15 protein-coding genes are annotated in these 17,524 nt (G+C 61.1%); 11 read left to right on the forward strand and 4 right to left on the reverse strand.

Going from position 1 to position 17,524, the window contains the following annotated elements; translation table 11 throughout:
* The first annotated feature begins 180 nt into the window (after nt 1-180).
* Nucleotides 181-540, forward strand: coding sequence for a hypothetical protein (locus tag U6958_RS20580; RefSeq protein ID WP_016448140.1), 360 nt, complete (start codon nt 181-183; stop codon nt 538-540).
* Nucleotides 541-568: 28 nt separating this feature from the next.
* Here U6958_RS20580 and U6958_RS20585 read toward each other — a convergent pair whose 3' ends face one another.
* Together U6958_RS20585 and U6958_RS20590 are read right to left on the reverse strand one after the other, a co-directional pair.
* Nucleotides 569-1,204, reverse strand: coding sequence for a nitroreductase family protein (locus U6958_RS20585; RefSeq protein ID WP_016453668.1), 636 nt, complete (start codon nt 1,202-1,204; stop codon nt 569-571).
* A gap of 45 nt (nt 1,205-1,249) precedes the next feature.
* Nucleotides 1,250-2,101, reverse strand: coding sequence for an EamA family transporter (locus U6958_RS20590; RefSeq protein ID WP_034367241.1), 852 nt, complete (start codon nt 2,099-2,101; stop codon nt 1,250-1,252).
* A 117-nt stretch (nt 2,102-2,218) separates the two neighbouring features.
* On the opposite strand from U6958_RS20590, the gene U6958_RS20595 reads away from it, so the two are divergent.
* The 4 genes from U6958_RS20595 to U6958_RS20610 all read left to right on the forward strand — a co-directional run bounded on the left by U6958_RS20595 (nt 2,219) and on the right by U6958_RS20610 (nt 6,911).
* Nucleotides 2,219-2,785, forward strand: a complete 567-nt coding sequence (locus U6958_RS20595; protein ID WP_074923910.1) for a MarR family winged helix-turn-helix transcriptional regulator — start codon at nt 2,219-2,221, stop codon at nt 2,783-2,785.
* Nucleotides 2,786-3,475: 690 nt separating this feature from the next.
* On the forward strand, nt 3,476-3,967 hold the full coding sequence (locus tag U6958_RS20600) for a response regulator transcription factor (protein ID WP_046988640.1): 492 nt from the start codon (nt 3,476-3,478) through the stop codon (nt 3,965-3,967).
* A gap of 539 nt (nt 3,968-4,506) precedes the next feature.
* Nucleotides 4,507-5,820: a hypothetical protein gene (locus U6958_RS20605; protein ID WP_046240757.1), complete on the forward strand. Its 1,314-nt coding sequence runs from the start codon at nt 4,507-4,509 to the stop codon at nt 5,818-5,820.
* Between the two features lie 80 nt (nt 5,821-5,900).
* Nucleotides 5,901-6,911, forward strand: a complete 1,011-nt coding sequence (locus tag U6958_RS20610; protein ID WP_026062936.1) for a hypothetical protein — start codon at nt 5,901-5,903, stop codon at nt 6,909-6,911.
* A gap of 131 nt (nt 6,912-7,042) precedes the next feature.
* On the opposite strand, the gene gstA is transcribed toward U6958_RS20610, so the two are convergent.
* The gene (gene gstA / locus U6958_RS20615; RefSeq protein ID WP_074923907.1) at nt 7,043-7,675 is read right to left on the reverse strand and encodes a glutathione transferase GstA; all 633 of its coding nucleotides are present in this window, start codon (nt 7,673-7,675) and stop codon (nt 7,043-7,045) included.
* 150 nt (nt 7,676-7,825) lie between these two features.
* Here gstA and U6958_RS20620 point away from each other — a divergent pair, with 150 nt between their 5' ends.
* The 6 genes from U6958_RS20620 (at nt 7,826) to U6958_RS20645 (ending at nt 15,588) form a co-directional block, all read left to right on the forward strand.
* On the forward strand, nt 7,826-8,149 hold the full coding sequence (locus U6958_RS20620) for a helix-turn-helix domain-containing protein (RefSeq protein WP_013802924.1): 324 nt from the start codon (nt 7,826-7,828) through the stop codon (nt 8,147-8,149).
* 92 nt (nt 8,150-8,241) lie between these two features.
* Entirely contained in the window at nt 8,242-9,222 is a 981-nt protein-coding gene (locus U6958_RS20625; RefSeq protein WP_074923904.1) for a GyrI-like domain-containing protein, read from the forward strand.
* 429 nt (nt 9,223-9,651) lie between these two features.
* Nucleotides 9,652-11,247 (forward strand): hypothetical protein, encoded by a 1,596-nt coding sequence (locus U6958_RS20630; protein ID WP_074923900.1) that lies wholly within the window; start codon nt 9,652-9,654, stop codon nt 11,245-11,247.
* A complete protein-coding gene (locus U6958_RS20635) occupies nt 11,237-12,379 on the forward strand; it encodes a caspase family protein (RefSeq protein WP_074923897.1) in 1,143 nt (380 codons plus the stop codon). The genes U6958_RS20630 and U6958_RS20635 overlap by 11 nt, the downstream gene beginning before the upstream one ends.
* Before the next feature lie 643 nt (nt 12,380-13,022).
* A protein-coding gene (locus U6958_RS20640; protein WP_201266015.1) for an IS3 family transposase occupies nt 13,023-14,206 on the forward strand; the annotation gives its coding sequence in 2 pieces (ribosomal slippage) (nt 13,023-13,305 and nt 13,305-14,206; 1,185 coding nt in all).
* Nucleotides 14,203-15,588 carry a hypothetical protein gene (locus U6958_RS20645; RefSeq protein WP_143044743.1) on the forward strand — a complete coding sequence of 462 codons (1,386 nt, stop codon included), beginning with the start codon at nt 14,203-14,205 and terminating at the stop codon, nt 15,586-15,588. Before U6958_RS20640 ends, U6958_RS20645 begins: the two co-directional genes overlap by 4 nt.
* Nucleotides 15,589-16,101: 513 nt before the next feature.
* Here U6958_RS20645 and U6958_RS20650 read toward each other — a convergent pair.
* Nucleotides 16,102-17,249 (reverse strand): IS3 family transposase gene (locus U6958_RS20650; protein ID WP_089577556.1). Its coding sequence is split into 2 segments (ribosomal slippage): nt 16,102-16,988 and nt 16,988-17,249, totalling 1,149 coding nucleotides; the frame shifts between segments, so codons are not numbered across the junction.
* Nucleotides 17,250-17,524: the final 275 nt, after the last annotated feature.

Genomic DNA, 17,524 nt, shown 5'->3' on the forward strand with positions numbered 1-17,524 from the left:
CCCCACATGCCTCACATGCCTCACATGCCTCACATGCAACACCCGCGCCAATCACTGTCGGTACGGACTGGCAATAGCGACAAACCACCACGGTCATGCTTTGTTCACATTCGCGCCATATCCGGTTACGCTGATCGAGGATGCGCGGTGCGCACCGTCGATCGCTGAAAGGGGCGCGGCATGCAGTATTCATTCGATCAGCTTCTGGACATGCTGCTGTCCCTGCTGGAGGCTGCGCCCGCCTGTTCTTCTCGCGACCAGGCCTTCGAACAGCTGCGCACGCTGTGGCTGCAGACCCACACCTATTTCGCGGCGCCCGAGTCCGAGCTGCGCCGCATCGCCGGCCGCCGGCTGGTCGAGCCCCATGGCTGGAAGGACCTGGACAAGGACCCCTGCTACCTGGACCACGATCCCGGCAACGGCAGCGCCCTGCGCATCTACCTGCACCGCGATGGTGGCATGGTGATACAGCGCCTGCAGGGCGACGGCCGGCAGATCCTGTTCTCGCGCCTGGGCATGCAGCTGCAGCCTGCCAGCTGAGCCTGCACCCCGCCAACCCATCCCACGCTCAGGCGTAGGCTAGGATGTCGGCCAGCGGCCTGCGCGCCTTCTGCGGGCGCAGCGTGCCGGCCGCGTGGCCCACGGCCACCAGCATCACGGGCAGTTCGTGGGCCTGCAGGCCAAAGCCCGCTGCCAGCAGTTCCGCATCGAATCCCACCATGGGGCAGCTGGCCAGCCCCAGGCCCTGGGCGGACAGCATCAGCGTCATGGCCGCCAGCGAGGCCGAGCGCACGGCCTCGTCGCGCTGCAGCTGCAGGTTGTCCGCATGCGCGGCATGGGCCTGCGCCACCCAGCCATCGGCCGTGCGCTGGCTCATCACGCCGCTGTCCACGCTGGGCTGCAAAAACTCCGCCAGCCGCGCATGGGCGGCCAGCGTGCCGCAGACGATGAAGACGGCAGAGGCGTCCTCCACCTTCTGCTGCCCATAGGCGGCGGCTTTCAGGCGCGCCTTGGCCTCGGGTGTGCGCACGGCAATGAAGCGCCAGTTCTGCAGGTTGTAGGCCGACGGGGACAGCGAGGCCTGGGCCACCAGCGCGGCCAGCGTCTCATCGGCCAGCGGGCGGCCCGGCTCGAAACGGTCTGCGGAAATGCGCGAAGCAATGGCCTGCCCGATGGGCATGGAGGAAAGTTCGGAAGAAGTCATGTGAAACGCTCGGTGGGGAAAAAGAGGAACCTCGATGCCAGAAACTCAGGCGCCGCGCGAAGCAGACCACTGCACCACCAGCACGCTGGCCAGCACCACCAGCAGGCCCAGGAAGGACATGCCCGTCATGGACTGCGACAGCAGCGCCCAGCCCAGGACCACGGCCGTGAGCGGGCTCAACAAGCCCAATGACGACACGGCCACCGAAGGCAGGCGCCCGATGCCGCGAAACCACAGCACATAGGCCAGCAGCGCGCCGGCAAGACACAGGTAGGCATAGGCGCCCAGCTGGGTGAGAGACAGCGCGGGCAGCGGCGCATCCACCCACCAGGCCAGCGGCAGCAGCATCAGCCCGCCAAACAGCAGTTGCCAGCCCGTCAGCGCCAGCACCGGCAAGTCCACGCGCCAGCGCCGCGTCAGCCACGTGCCGGCCGCCATGCACACCGCGCCGGCCAGCGCCGCCGCCATGCCCACGGGCTCGAACACCGTCTGCGGCGACAGCAGCAGCACTGCCATGCCCGCAATGCCGGCTACGGCGGCCCACAGCGTCAGCCGCGCGGGGGAGCGCCCGTCCACCCCCCAGGCCAGGGCCATCACCAGCAGCGGCTGCACGGCGCCCAGCACGGCCGCCAGCCCGCCCGGCAGCCGGTAGGCCGCCACGAACAACAGCGCCTGGAACACGCCGATGTTCAGCGCACCCAGCACCGCCAGCCGCCACCAGCCCGAACCCGCTGGCAGCCGCCGCGTGAACAGCACCAGCAGCAACCCGGCCGGCAGCACGCGGATCAGCGCGGCCGTGAACGGCCGGTCCGGCGGCAGCAGTTCGGAAGTGACGATGTAGGTGGAACCCCAGATGGCGGGCGCCAGCGCGGTCAGCAGGATGTCGCGCCATGACATGGCAGCGCTGGCTGCAGCAGGGGCCGTGGAGGCACAGGACGATGAGGAGGAGGACATGGATTTATCTTCAATTCAAGACAAACCCATTATGCACGATTTATCTTAAAATCAAGACAAATGACCCAACCCCCCTCCCAACCCTCCTCCCAACCCTCCTCCCAACGCCTGCCCGACCATGTCGACACCATCCTGGCCCAATGGCGCCGCGAACGCCCGGACCTGGACCCCAGCCCCATGGGCCCCATAGGCCGCATCAAGCGCTGCGCCGCCCTGCTGGAGCAGCGGCTGGAGGAATGCTTTGCACGCTTCGGCATGACCATGTGGGAGTTCGACGTGCTGGCCACGCTGCGCCGCTCGGGCGCGCCCTTCTGCCTCACGCCCACGGCCTTGTTCTCCACGCTCATGGTCACCTCGGGCACCATGACCCACCGCATGAAAAGCCTGGAGACGCGCGGCCTGGTACAGCGCCTGCCCAACCCGCAGGACGCGCGCAGCATGCTGGTGCAGCTCACCGACCAGGGGCTGGAGCTGATAGACCGCGCGGTGGAAGCGCACCTGGACAACGAGCGCGCCATGCTGGCGCCCATGCCCGCCGCCGAACTGGCCGCGCTGGACCAGCGGCTGTCCCTGCTGCTACGCGTGCTGGAGGGCGGGCCTGACGAGGGCACCCGCCCTGCCCCCTGAACTGGCGTCTATCCAGGTCGTTGGAACTGGCGATGGTCGTGGTGCTCACGCCCTTCGTCATGACCCGGGAACGCTTTTGGCAAAAGAGGTGCTTCCCTTGAAGCACGTCGCAGGCACCCAGCCGCTTCTCGATGCGCCATGGCAGCAATTGCTTACCCGCATGTCTCAAGACCCGCGCTACAGCCCGCATCCCGGACTCGGCTGGGCAATGCCAGAAAATCCTGATCACACAAGCGCGACCCACAGAAGACCATTGGCTTTCCCACAATCTGCTGCAAAAACCTTGGTGTCGAACTTTTGTAGCCAGATGTAATGATTTCGCCAGAGATTTCCACTAAGATGTCCATTCCAACGGTGAAATGGCGATAACAGATTCTCAAACGACTTTGATACTCCCTCAACGCACCACACCATCTTGATAATGGTTTACTAATCTCCCGCCTTGGATACAAAAGGCTGCCGCAGGCTGAATGCACGCGATTTTCAATCGTCCAATGTTCAGGCTTCTTCGGCTGATCCTTTACCGCACAATTTCTACACGAATGGCATGACGCCAGTTTATTCAGTCGGTAAACAGGCTCTTTAGCGAGTTATTCAATCTTTCAAACGGCACTGTGCAAAGCAGTCTCGCCGAGGCTTCGGCGTGGAATGGCCCTATGGCATCGGCACATAAAAAATGGGAGACATACCATGGACATATCGGAAATAGCTTTGGCAAATAGCGAATGCCATCTCGATGCTGAGCATCCAACAGCAGATGAAGTCATCGCGTCTGCACTCACTGCGCGCGAAATCGATGTACTCGAAGCGATGGCCAAAGGCCTTGGTTGCAAGGACATTGCGCACACGCTGGGCATCAGCGAACACACGGTACGCAAGCACCGCAGCAATATGTGTACACGGCTGGGCCTGCGCAATGCCGTAGAACTCGTCACGCATGCCAGGCGGCAAGGCTGGTTGAGCGCTGCCCGCTCACCGCTCCCTCTGTCTCCGCGCGAGCAGGAGGTGTTGGCGCACGTGCTGGCGGGACACACCAGCAAGGAGATCGCACGTTCGCTTTACCTCAGCGACTTGACCGTGCGCAAGCATCGCGAAAACATTCTGCGCAAACTGGGCCTGACAAGCACCGCCCAGTTGCAGACATTCGCGCCAACGGCAACTCGCAATGGCGGCGACACCTGATATCCAGGCCAGCGTGCATCGCCTGTCCGTACCCACCGAATACGACATTGGAAGTATTCCACCCTCCTGGTGCAATTGGGCATGATGAGCACAACGAATCTCGGACATTGACTTTCGCGACTTTGGATCAACCGGAGGGCGAGCAATCTCCTTATGGCGGCTGCAGCAGGCACCATTGCATTTGAGGTTTGTGCGGTTGACATGGAATATCCGCGCGAGCCTTGAACGACTGCAGAGGCTCATATCTCTTCGCCTTTTAGTCTCTTCGCCTTTTAGTCTCTTCGCCTTTTAGTTTTTTCGTCTCTACGGTCCGCATCCGTCGAGGCATCTTCCCGGCACCCACGTGTCGGATCCTTGCACGCAACTCAAAGGAGTATCCCGCCATGAATCATTCTTCGCGGTCACCCCCTGCGATTTCTCCCAAGCACCCCATGCCTTAGGCCCAATACCGGGCAATCATTCTCATTGGCAAAGAAAAGCGTTCATGACTTCAAACCTCATGTCGCTCCCTATCCATTCAATTTCAGGAATTGCACGCCATGTCAGATCAAGCCATGTTCAGCCAGTTGTACAACGCCCTTGTCGATAATCTCGGCACCCCGAATTTCCAGTTGCTTGGCACCCCCAAGGACTTCAGCTGGGGCACGGCTCCGACCGGGCAATGGGACCCGGCCGCCTATCAGATCGTCAGCGGCATGCCGCAGTGGTCCGCGATCGGCCAGTACGGCAGCCTCGATGCGACGCTCTTCGACGCCGTTCGCCAGATCTTTGGTCACGTGACATTCAAGGTCAGCCCCGAGCAGCAGGCCAATCAGGCGGAGCTGGCCAACCTGTGCGTCCAGAAAAGCAATGCGATGGCCAAGGCCAACAGCGACATGAACCAGTTCTACCTGAGTTCAAAGCAGAACGGCGGCTTGATATTCGCAGCCCGCTACCCTGACATCAACACCTGGCTCAACAACGCGCCGGAGGCTGCTGCCTACGTTGCCGCCATCCAGGCGGCCACCAACGCCTACAACCAGGCGGTGAAGATGAAGATGGAGCTGGAGCGGGCCAGCATGCCCAGCGATCTGCAGCGCGCCATCGACATGATGCAGATTCCGTCGGGCGACCCTGCCTCAAACAACGCACCGGCAGGCTGGACCAAGGTGCCGGATGGCTCGGGCATCCTGCGCTGGCAGCCGGACTTCCACATCGACACGACGGGCGCGGACTGGCGCGCAGCGCTCAGCAATGGCAGTGCAGGCGCGTTCTCGATCGCGATGAAATCTTCGCAGTCGAGCAGCGACTTCAAGTCCTCGTTTGCCAAGGGCTCGACCAGCGTTGGCAACTTCTTCTGGAGCGTCAACGCATCGGGCGGCTGGAGCAAGTCCGACCTGTTCAACCAGGACTCGAGCTCGGCCGTGAAGATCAGCTGCGAGTCCTCCACGCGCGTGAAGGTGAATCCGGGCGACTGGTACCCGGGCGGCTTCATGAGCGAACTGGCCAAGGCCCAGCAGGGGCCGGGCGGCCAGGGCTACACCATCGTCGCCCCGTGGGTGGCCAACGGCGGCCCGGGATCGAGCTCCCTGTTCGGCCCGAACGGCATCGTCGCGGCACGGGTGTCCGAGCTGCTGGTCGTCTACAAGCCTTCGTTCGAGATCACGATGAGCGCCAACACCTACCAGCAGAACAAGCAGGCCTTCGAGGCCAGCGCGGGTGTGCGCATCGGGCCCTTCACCTTCGGTGGCACGGGCGGTCACCAGTCCGAGTACACCAAGAGCACCGCACAGGCCAATACCTTCAAGGGAAGCAGCACCTCGGTGAACCCGCAAATCATCGGCGTGATCGTTGATTTCCCGGGCATCCACTGACCTGAAGACCAGCGGGTGGGCGGGACGCCGCGGCCGGTCCTGCCCACCCCGCCCACCCCCGTCAACCGGAGACAGCGTTCATGAACGTGATCCATCAGTTCCTCGGCGGCCTGGCTGATCTGGTGCCTCCGCCCCCAAGGGCTCCAAGCGTATCGAGCGGGCCGAAAACCGGCATGGTGTTCAAGCGCTCGGCATCCATTTCGGCGCCGCTGGTGCGGGGGCAGATGCTGATGCCGGTGACCGCGTGGAACTGGCCGGATCCAGTGACCGGCACCATGGCCGACGCGCAGTTCCTCTTTGCAGATACGGTGCCCCAGTCCGCTGCCAATGGCGCGCTGTACCAAGCGTCGGGGCGCAGCTTTTCGCAGGGATACAAGACCTTTCTGCAGGTACTCGAAGCCTGCAAATTTCCCTATCAGTCGATGCTTGCAGGCGCCATGCAGAAGATGGCAACGCCTCCAGGCGAACCTGCATACTCGCCCACTCCTGTGGGATGGACCAAGGTGTACGAGACCGGCTACCTCCAGTGGAAACCGATCTGGACACTGCCCAAGAGTTCGTCGGAGTGGAGCGCAGCAGTGGCTGTCGGCACGATCGCAAACCCCGGCACCTTGCGCTTGAATCTCAACGACACATCCGGCGCAGGGCCGCAGGCTCCGGCTTCCCTGCAGGCCCTGGACGCTTCCGGCCGCGTCCTTGCGCTACCCGCCGCTTCGCTGGAGACGGTGACGATCACCTCTGAATGCTGGGACCAAGTGCCGATTTACCCCGGCAGCTGGTACGACGCCTCGATGGTGGCGCTGGGTCGCGGCCTGGTGCCGGATGCAGGCGTATTCTTCGGGCCTGGCGGCCTGATGGCGTGCCGTGTGTCAACTTTCTACGTCGCGTTGAAACCCCGCTTCGACTTCACTGCCGCAGCGCCGATCCCCGCCTCGCTGCGCCAGACGCTGGATGAGGCTGACACCGTGCAGGCCATGGGTGTGACGGTTCAGCGCGCACGCGGAGACGGACAGCCAAACCAGGCCTTGCGCCTCGTGAACACCGATCCTGCCCCCGTCATCGTGGCCGTGAGCCTTGAAACCTTGGCGTGATCCGTCACGTCCACACCACGTCACTTCCCGTCAGACGATTTGCATTGGGCACCCTCAAGGCCGCAAGGCGCGGGCTGCTTGCCATGACGCAGCAAAGTGCGTGGTGGCCGCATGCGTGGCGGCCACCGGCCCTATCGCAAACCTTCCGCCTGGAGCGACTGGCGCACGGCAGGCCGCTCCCGCATCCGCGCATACCAGCCTGCAAGATGCTCCAGGCCATCGAAGCGAATGCTCGTCTTGTAGACCGACTCCAGCCACGGCGCCTGCCCCCACTGCGTGAGCGCGTACAGATAGGCATCGGCCACGGTGAAGCCATCGCCCATCAGGTAGCGCTTGCCGGCCAGTTGCGCGTTCACCCAGGCATACCGCTGCTCCAGCTTGGGCTTGGCCGTCTCCACGCCGTACTTTCCCGCCAGCACGGCATACAGCAGCGGGATGAAACCCTTGTGGATCTCCGAATTCAGAAAGGCCAGCCACTCCAGCAGCCGATAGCGCTCCAGGCTGCCATGGGCCGGCGCCAGAAGCGATGCAGGCCCCAGGTCCGCCAGGTACTGCAGGACGGCGGGCCCTTCCCGCAGCAGGCTGCCGTCGTCCAGCTCCAGCAGGGGGACGTAGCCGAACGGGCTGAGCGCACGGAAGTCCCTGCCGTCTTCCGTCTGGTGGGTCTTGTGGTCCACCCGGACCAGTTGGAAATCAAGCCCCAGCTCGTTCAGGACAATGTGCGGCGCCAGCGAACAGGCGCCCGGCAAGTAATACAGCTTCATGCAATTTCTCTGGTGATGGAACAAGGGGCCTGCGCGTTCAGGCACAGCCCCTGGCCAATGTCATGCACCAGGGATAAATCTGGAAGAAGGCAATAAAACTGCCCATAGGTTAAAAAAATATACCTGCCGCCTGCCTATGATGGATGTGCTATGAAATCCAACATCTCCGGCTGCTCCGTGGAAGAAGCCATGCGCCTGCTGGGCGGCCGCTGGAGGCTGCTCATCGCCTCCTACCTCATCGACGGCCCCCGGCGTTTCAACGACCTGCGCCGCGACATGCCCGGCATTTCCCAACGCTCCCTCACCCTGGACCTTCGCGCGTTGGAGGAAGCGGGCCTGGTCAAGCGCACCGTCTACCCCACGGCGCCGATCAAGGTGGAGTACGAATTGACCCAGGATGGGGAGCGGCTCAAGCCGGTGGTGGGGGTGATGAAGGAGTTTGGGTTGTGGGTGAAGGGGAAGGCGCCGGCCTGACGAGAACCGCGCCGGCTGGTCGTCTCCATCCGCCCCCCAGCTGACAGGCAGGCCCCATCGCCGCATGCACGGTGATTTCCAGAACAACGACCATGACGAACAAGCCTTCCGAGCAGGCATCCCGCGCCGAGTACGCGCGACGGATCAATCGCGTGCTCAACTACATCGATGCCCACCTGGATCAGCCTCTGGATGGTGCGCATCTGGCCGACATCGCCAATTTCTCGCGCTTCCACTTTCACCGAATTTTTTCCGCATGGATGGGAGAAACGCTGGGCAGCTATGCGCAGCGGCGACGGCTGGAGAAGGCGGCGTTCCGGCTGTCCTGCGGCAGCAAGGAAACCGTGCTTGAAACCGCGCTGGCCACCGGCTTCCAATCGGGCGAAGCATTTGCGCGCGCCTTCAAGCTCAAGTTTGGCTGCACGCCATCGGCCTGGCGCTCCACCACGCTTGAGAGGCTGAAAACCCAGGCGGCCGCCATCGGGCAGCCGCCAGGCAGCCAGGAGAGCAATCCTGATCAGGTCTTCGGCAATCTCCATCAGGAAGACCCATGCGCGTTCGGCGAACCTCAGGGCTCTTGTCACCTGAAGGAAGAAATCGCCATGGACGTCCGCATCATTGATCTACCGAAAGCACATGTCGCCTATCAACGCTTGATCGGCCCCTATGGCCCAGCCATAGGCCAATTCTGGCGAGGCACCATTGCGCCGTGGATGCACTCCAATGGCCTCAGCGATCAAACGTGCTACGGCATAGGCTATGACGACCCCTCTCTCACACCCGCCAGCAAATGCCGCTATGACGCCTGCGTGGAAGTCCCCGCGCATTTCGTCGCCAGCGGCCAGGTGGACATCCAATCCCTGCCGGGCGGCCGCTACGCCGTGGCAAGGTTCAAAGGAAAACCCGAGGGCTTGGCCAATGCCTGGATGTGGCTGACGCGCGAATGGATGCCGTCCAGCGGCATGCAATGTGACGACCGGCCTTGCTTTGAGATGTTTTCTGTGGCCACCGCAATGGATGCCGAGACCGGGGAGTTCTGCTGCGACATCTGCATTCCAGTGCGGGCGCTGTAAAGCGACTCAAGCCAGTTGAGGTTTGACGAATGTGTTGGGTTGGCCAGGTGAATTCACTACCCGCTGCAGGCGTTCGACCTTTGCCGTCAGGTGTCGGCTTTGCAGCGGGTGCGGTCGTCTACGTCAAAACCTTGGGCCTATGTTCCGCGACCTGAAGGCGTCATCGGTTCGCCGGTAGACCTGCTATCGGCAATGACCGCTATTAACCGCGAATCAGCTGTAGAGAAAGTAGGTCCGCTGCAGGGAGTACAACGAGCTGGTGCATTCGACCCGGAGACACCGTTCTGGCGGCTGCTTCACTTATCCTCCTCAACATTGAAGAGGAGGTCGGGTTTGCACCGAATAGGCTTGGCAGGTGTTGTCCGTACGCTTCAATGCTGGCGGAGCCGAATGCGACATCTGTATGCGCGACAACCGAGGGAGCACCCTATGCCGGACACCACTGCGAACCCTGACCACTACCTCATCTCGGCCAATGGCAAGCTTGGCGCGTCTCCTCTCAGCGCCGTGACGGAAGTGGAGCGTGTGATGAACCTCGCAGCGACGGCCGCCCCTTCAAACGGTCTTGTCATTCATTTCCATGGTGGCCTAGTCTCGAAGGACTACGCCCTGCCCAACATTGCTGGCCCGCTCACAGAGGTCTATGAGACGGCCGGGGCGTACCCGCTGTTCTTCATCTGGGAGTCAGGCTTCGGTGAAGCCATTTGGAACAACAAGGGCGACTTGGTCAGCGATCCCGCGTTCCGGGAGCTGGTCAAGAAGGTCTCCGAATGGGCGCTGAAGAAAATTTCCATCAAGGGGGCCTTCAGTTTCAGGGGCGCCAGCGGCCAGCAAATCGAGGACATCGACGCCTTCCGCAAAGAGTTTGACAAGTGGTTCGACCAGTCTACGGATGCGCAAACGCGCCCTCCGACGGAGACTACGGACGTTGATGTGTCGCCGGAAGCGACTACGAAGGCCAGAGCCGTAACTCCAGACGAGGACGAGCTAGCCCAACAAATCAACAGCGGACTCGACGACGATCCAGCCTTCAAGAGGGCGATGGCTGCCGCATTCAATGCCGCAATGCCCGCAGAGAAGATAGCTACCCGGGGTGTAGGCGTAGGCTTAGCTCGTTCGCAGAAGCTGCTGCTGAGCAGCGACGCCCTAGACGAGATGTTCCCGCCGGAAGACGGGGTGCCTGAAGCTGAGGGGAAGGTCAAGTCTCGGGGCGTCTTTAGCTGGATCACGGTGGCAAAGTTCGTTGCCAAGATCGTCATCGCTGTCATCAAGCGGTTCAAAATCGACCGTGATCATGGCATGTATTGCACCGTAGTCGAGGAGGTCCTGCGCTCGGCGTACGGTGACCTCGTTGGTGCTGCGATCTGGAACCAGATGAAAAAGGACACCCTCGACAGCTTCGCCGACGGAGCGGACACATGCGGCCTTGCCGTGGTCAAGAAGCTAAAGTCCCTTGAAGTTAAGGGAAAGGCCTTCAAGAAGTTGACCCTCGTGGGGCATAGCACCGGTGCAATCTACATTTGCAACTTCCTTGACGTGGCAAAGAAGGTCGGACTTGTGACACCGATTCAGGTCATCTTTCTGGCACCAGCAGTGACCTGCGGAAGGTTTGCTCAGGCGATTGATGACCACGGCAACGAGAGGCTGAAGAGTTTCCGAATGTTCGCCATGAAGGACGAGCGTGAGACCGAAGACAAAATGCTCAAGCCGCTGTACACCCGCAGCTTGCTTTACTTCGTCTCGGGTCTGCTCGAAGGCGAAGCTGTAGGCGGTGGCTGGAACTCAATCCTCGACATGCCCTTGGTCGGCATGGCTCGGTATTACGACATGTCCAAGGTGTTCGGCGACGACCAGGCAGTGGCGAAGGTAAAAGCCTTCTTCAACGATGGCGCGCACCGCATGGTTTGGTCACAAACGCTGGATGAGGCCGACGGTCTGAATAGTGATGCCGCGCGGCATGGCGATTTCGATAACGATGAGGCAACGCTGAAGTCAGTCTCTGCCCTCATCAAGAATGGGATGTGAGGCGCAAGTGCCGGACCAGGACTACGCGATAGTGGTTGGAATCTCGCGGTACAAGGACCGCGAGAAGTACCCTTCTCTTGATGGCCCGTTGAACGATGTTGAACGGGTGGTGACCTGGCTGAGGGACTTGGAGGGCGTTGGGATCACCGACCCGAACCGTATCATTAGCCTCCGAACGCCAGATGAACTTCTTGGGGAGCCGCCGACGGGGGGGTGGCCGGACGGGACGGGTTGGCATCCAACGCGCAATCACTTCTCAGATGCCTTTGATCGCATAACGCTCGACGGCAACGGCGAATTCATCCGGCGCGATGCACGCCTATACTTGTACCTGTCGGGGCATGGCTTCTCGCAGAGCACGGATCAGGTGCCTTCCGCCTCTCTTTACGGGGCCGACAACTACGGCAAGAAAGTCAGCAACTTGGCGGGTACTCTGTACGCACAAGCTGCTAAGAACGCCAAGCTGTTTAAAGAGGTAGTCCTCATCATGGACTGCTGCAGGGACGCTGAGACCAATGTGGCCTATAGCCCGCCCGACCTGAACAAGGTGGAGAACGATGGCTCCGAGAATGTGCAGATGATGGCGATATATGCCGCTCCGAAGCGCGGCAAGGCGCAAGAACGCGAACTGGTAGAGCCAGACGGAACAAAGGTGGTTGGATTGCTCACGACTGGTTGGCTTCGGGCGCTCCGCGAGGCCCCTTGCGACGTCATTGGTCGTGTGCCAGGACAGCTTTTGAAGCAGTACATCTCGAACAACTGGCAGAAGTGGTACCCCAATCAGACTCCGCCAATGCCGAGGTTCGTCGTGCCAGAAACCGGGGACATCTACTTCGCCTCTGGCAAGGCGTTGCTGGATCAACAGTTTGTTATCAGTGCTGGTGCCTCCGAGGATATTCAGTACCGCTTGACCTCCACCACGCTCAACGCAGTGGGAATGGTTAGCGGGCAGATCATCCTTTGGCAAGACCAGTACAGCTCGTGGGAGTCGGTGGTTCCACTTGCAAAGATGGAAGACGGCTCTAAGACTTTCAACTTGCGCCTCTGTGTTGACGAGCATCGACTGAGTAACGGAATGAATGGCCAAGGCACCCCTTTCAAACCCGGCGGCGCCAATGCGGTCAACTGCTGACGAGGAACGGCGCGATCCGGACACCGCGAGGGCCGTCAAGGCCGCACGCGAGAAGATGGACGCGCTAGCCAAGGTAACGACCCTAATTAGCGGAAGCGATCCGAATGGCGGAATAGAGGTCGAGGTAGCCGCACCGTACGGAGCCGGTGACCTTAGCATCGTCAACGGAAGCTATGCCTTGGTAGCCTCTGGAGTAGGCTGGGTGAATGCCTCCCTTCCACCGGGAACATACAGCGTTCGCCATCAGTTGGGGGATGAGTCAGCGATAGAGACGATCAAGGTGTTTGAGGGCGGTCCACGAAAATTTGATATTCCTCCCCTACCTTTTGCGTCGCCGATTCCACTCTTCGGGACACGGTACTTTCATAACGGCTCGGACCTCAGGAGTCTGGCTCGTGCGGGAGGCAACTTCCGGCTACTTCTTTGGGCGCCGGCTCCAGAGACCCCCGTCGGTGCTGACAGCAACAGAACTCGAATCGAAGCCGAGCTCAAGCGCCTGAGACTTGAAGTGTTCGCGGCCACCGGCTCATCGGGAAGGCGACGCATTGAGCTGCCAGCCCCAACCTGGACAAGCAACGGCAGTGCACTGTCATGGTCCAATGAAATAGGACACCTCGATAGGGGCCCATAGACCCCAGAGGAAATGACGAACATGAAAGACAAAAGAGCGCGCAGGGCGTTTGACGCAGCCTTCAAGCTACAAGTGGTCAAGATGGTCCGAGAACAGAATCTGAGCGTGGCTCAGGTCAGCAAGGATCTGGATCTGGTTGACAGCGCGGTGCGCCGCTGGCTGGCGCAGTACGACGAAGAGGCGGCCGGACGTCCGGGTATTGGCAAGCCGTTGACGGCCGAGCAGCAACGCATTCGGCAATTGGAGTCGCAGGTCAGGCAACTGCAATCGGACAATGAACTCCTAAAAAAAGCGTCGGCCTTCTTCGCCCGGGAAATGAAATGATTCAGGACCTGATGAGTGCGCAAGCACAGGCGCAGAAGGCCCCAGTAAGCCAGTGGTGCAGGGTGTTGGGCATGAGCCGCTCGGGCTGGTACGCGGCGCGCAAGCGCGCCACCACAAAGGCTGCAGTGAGCCCACTGAGCCTTCAGGCCAAAGCAGTCTTCCATGCCAGTGGGAGCAGCTACGGCAGTCGCCGCCTGAGTGCACAGCTGAAATTGCAAGGCTGGGCTGTTGGGCGCTACAAAGCACGCACTTTGATGGCCGCGCACGGACTGCGAGCACGCTGGCGGCGCAAGTTCACGCACACCACCGACAGCCGCCATGGCTTGCCTGTTGCAGACAATGTGCTGCAGCGCCAGTTCAAACCTGAAAAGCCCAACCAGACATGGGCCAGCGACATCACCTACGTTCGCACACGCAGTGGCTGGCTCTATCTGGCGGTGGTGCTGGACCTGTTCTCCAGAAAAGTAGTGGGCTGGGCCATGGCCCCGAGCATGCCAGCACAGCTGGTGTGCGAGGCGCTGCGCATGGCCATCACAAGCCGCCGCCCCAAGCCAGGATTGCTGGTTCATTCGGACCGAGGCAGTCAGTACGCCAGCGAACTGCACATGGGGTTGCTGGAGAGCCATGGCCTGGTGTGCAGCATGAGTCGCAAGGGCAACTGCTGGGACAACGCAGTGATGGAGAGATTCTTCCTGAACTTGAAGATGGAGCGTGTCTGGCAGCGCGACTATGCAAACCATGCTGAGGCCCAGGCGGACATCGCGGACTACATCGTGGGCTTCTACAACCCTATCAGGTTGCACTCCACGCTGGGATACCAGTCACCCAATGACTACGAGATGCAGCAGGCGTTGGCAGCTCACTCAGCTTGAACGAACATCCCCTATCGGAATGTCCGAAAAGACTTGACCACGACACACTTCTTTCCATCACTCTCGAGCCGGGCTGCTACGTGCTTGTTCAGTCAGACCACACCGGTCGACAGCGTTGCTTGCCTGCATGGGTAAATCCCGGCCTGATGACGTGCGTTTTCCTGCTGTCACTGGAAATGGATGGCTCCTCTGTTCCTTTGGACCTCAACCATGCCGGCATGACGTTCCAACTGTTGGACGGCAAACGCGGGAAGAGGTGGATCGACAGCCTCTACCAGTTGGAGGCCGCGCGCAAAACACTGACCCAAGGTCGGCAGGTTCAAGGTTGGGCTGGCAAGTCCGCCAACTCCGCGGACTACACAAAGCAGAACCCGCTATTACATCTGGTTGACGCCATCCTCGTCTTCGGGTCTACGAGCGCGTCCTCCAGAGAAGCACCGCTTGAATACGGCTCATGCGCTGCCGAGTGCTACGACAACACCTTCCCCGACGCCCAGGCTCTCCGGGTAGCGATGACGCGGCTGAAGCGAGGAGACCTGGCGCCCTTGCCCGATGAGTTCACGTTTGCCGGTCCTCCGCTACTGCGCAGGAGCTGGGAGCTATTGCTGCGAGGCCCGAGGGGGAATGCCGCGCTCGGGAAGGTAATGGACTTCCCTTTCACTGCTGAAGGCAATGGGGCGTGGTTTGTCTGGTCGGAAGATCCGACTCGAACGCAGGCAGAGCTCAATGTCAGAGAGCCGGATGTCCGACATTCGGAAGCACTGACCAGGGCCAGCGCGCTGTCGATTCAGGGGGCGAGCGCACTTTCGGCCATATTGGTTGCGGGGGGGAAGCTGATTGGCGGCATGTTCACGAAGAGCTCCAGTCCTGAACTGGAAGCACCTGCGGTCGCTGGAGAGCACGCTCCCGATGCTGCAGCTCCGGCTCTGCAGGGCCAGTTGGCTGCGCCTGAAGGCCCCGTGGTCACGTTCGACAACGTGGTTGGTTTGCTCGTAGCGCTGGCAGAGAAAGACATCATCCAGAAGTATCTGCACAGCGGTCGTAGGTACGCAGCGTCAAAAGGAGTCCCAATTGACGATGAAGTGCTGAATCGACTGGTGCAGTCGTTAACTGTATTGAAGAACAAGACGTTGGTGAAGGCCCTCACCGCTGAGGTGTTGGTCAGAGAGGCCCTTGTCAGTCTCAGCCTGCCCAAGGAGAAGGTGATCCAGTTGGTGCGGGCCGTACTCGCAGACCTTATGAGCAGCCTTAACGACCAAGATCGCGTGCTGGCGAACCAGGTCATGGCTCGTGTGTTGGACACGGTGGAGCGGTGGCTGCCCTTCGCTCAGCGCGGCAGCAGTCGATCGGGCGACGCTGGGCGTGCGGCATCGGGCGAGTGACCGATTGCAAGAGCGCAGCAGTCATCGCCGGTGCCGACCCGCATGTGCCCGCTTTCGGCGGTCACGGACATTCGACCTCGCGGATCTAATGTCCGTGACCAACCTGAAGCCGTCATCTACCGGGATGTCTGTGAGGACCGCTCCTGGCCGTCTGCTGACCCACAGGTCCTGAGCAACTGATCTGCAAAGCAGCCAAACCACCTGATGTAGCTCTCGCAAATCACTGCAGAGCCCTCCAATCAACACGCCCCTGCATCATCCATCCGCTACACCTGCGTAGACGAGTTGGACAGCGTCCGCACCCACACACCTGCTACGATCCACCCCGGTGCTCAACACACCTCATAGGCGGAAGCCACTCCCGTAAGTCCAGTGGCTTTTTTTCGTCCATACGTTTCGTCTTGCCTCGAGCTCCGGGGCAAGGCTTGCTTATGGCCGGGTGGCGCGCAGCTATACAAGACCCTTCGGGGGAAATCTGCGGGCTGGGCTGCTGCCGGTCTCGTTGACACCGACCTAAGCTTCTTGAGCTTGCTCGAACTGTACGGGACTGAGATATCCGAGCGTCGAATGCCGACGCGTCGGGTTGTAGAAGCACTCGATGTAATCGAACACATCTGAGCGGGCCTGGCCTCGTGTCCTGTACACCTTACGGGCCGTGCGCTCGGTCTTCAGAGAACTGAAGAAGCTCTCCATGGCCGAGTTGTCCCAGACCTCGCCAGCCCGACTCATGCTGCAAGTGATGCCCTGTTCGTCCAGCAGCCTCTGGAAGTGCTCGCTTGTGTATTGGCTACCCTGGTCCGAGTGGTGCAGCAGTGCCACTGGCCTGCCCCGGCGCCACACAGCCATCATCAGCGCGTCCACCACGAGCTGCGAGGTCATGCTCTCCTGCATCGACCAGCCCACGATTCGACGGGAGTACAGGTCCAGTACCGCAGCTACGTAAAGCCAGCCTTCTGCCGTCCAGATATAGGTGAAGTCGGCCACCCATTTCTGGTTCGGACCATCTGCCTGGAACTGACGGTCCAGCACGTTGTCAGCCACAGCACCACGCGCGCCACGGTCCTTGGGTAGTCCACGCCTTCGCGGTCTCGCACGCAGCGCCTGCTCCCGCATGAGCCGCTCAATACGATGCAGCCCACAGGTCTGGCCTTGCTCCAGCACGTCGTGCCACACACGGCGTGCGCCGTAGGTGCGGTCGCTGCGTACAAAGCTCTGATGCACTTGCGCACCCAGCACCTCGTCGCTGAGGCTACGCCGGCTCCTGGGTCGTGTGAGCCAGGCGTAGAAGCCGCCTCGCGAGACACCGAGCGCCTCGCACATCAGATTGACCGGCCAGGCCCCTCGGTGTTTCGCCACGAAGCCGAACTTCACATCGACTCCTTCGCGAAGTAGGCCGCGGCTTTTTTCAATATGTCGCGCTCCATCTTGAGCTTGGCCACTTCCTTGTGCAGCCGTGCTATCTCAGCATCCTGCGCCTTTTGTTTGCCGTTGCCAGGGAACGCCTCCTGAGGCTCCTGCCTCAGCTCACGCACCCACTTGCGCAGCACGTTCTCGTGAACGTCCAAGTCTTTGGCTGCCTGGGCCACAGACACGCCACGCTCAACGACCAGTTTGACCGCCTCGAGTTTGAACTCGCGACTGAATGTCCTTCTTCTCTCCATTAACCACCTCCGGTTTCATCTGCCACCTTAACAAGGTGTCATCGAAACCGGCAGCAGCCCAGGCGGCCCTATGACCGTGTTGAAGCACCCGGCCGCCTCTCTCAACAGGAGGCGAAGTTGGTAGTCCAACGAATCATAGGAGGCCAGTCATGGCTACGCAGACCCCGTCCGTCCGTGGAATCCCTGCAGACGACACCACTCCCCAAACCCTCCACTTCGGCGACATCCCGATCCGCACATTCCGCAGGAACGGCGTGGACCTGGTTCATGGCCAA

This window comes from Delftia lacustris (assembly GCF_040267515.1).
GTDB lineage: Bacteria > Pseudomonadota > Gammaproteobacteria > Burkholderiales > Burkholderiaceae_C > Comamonas > Comamonas tsuruhatensis.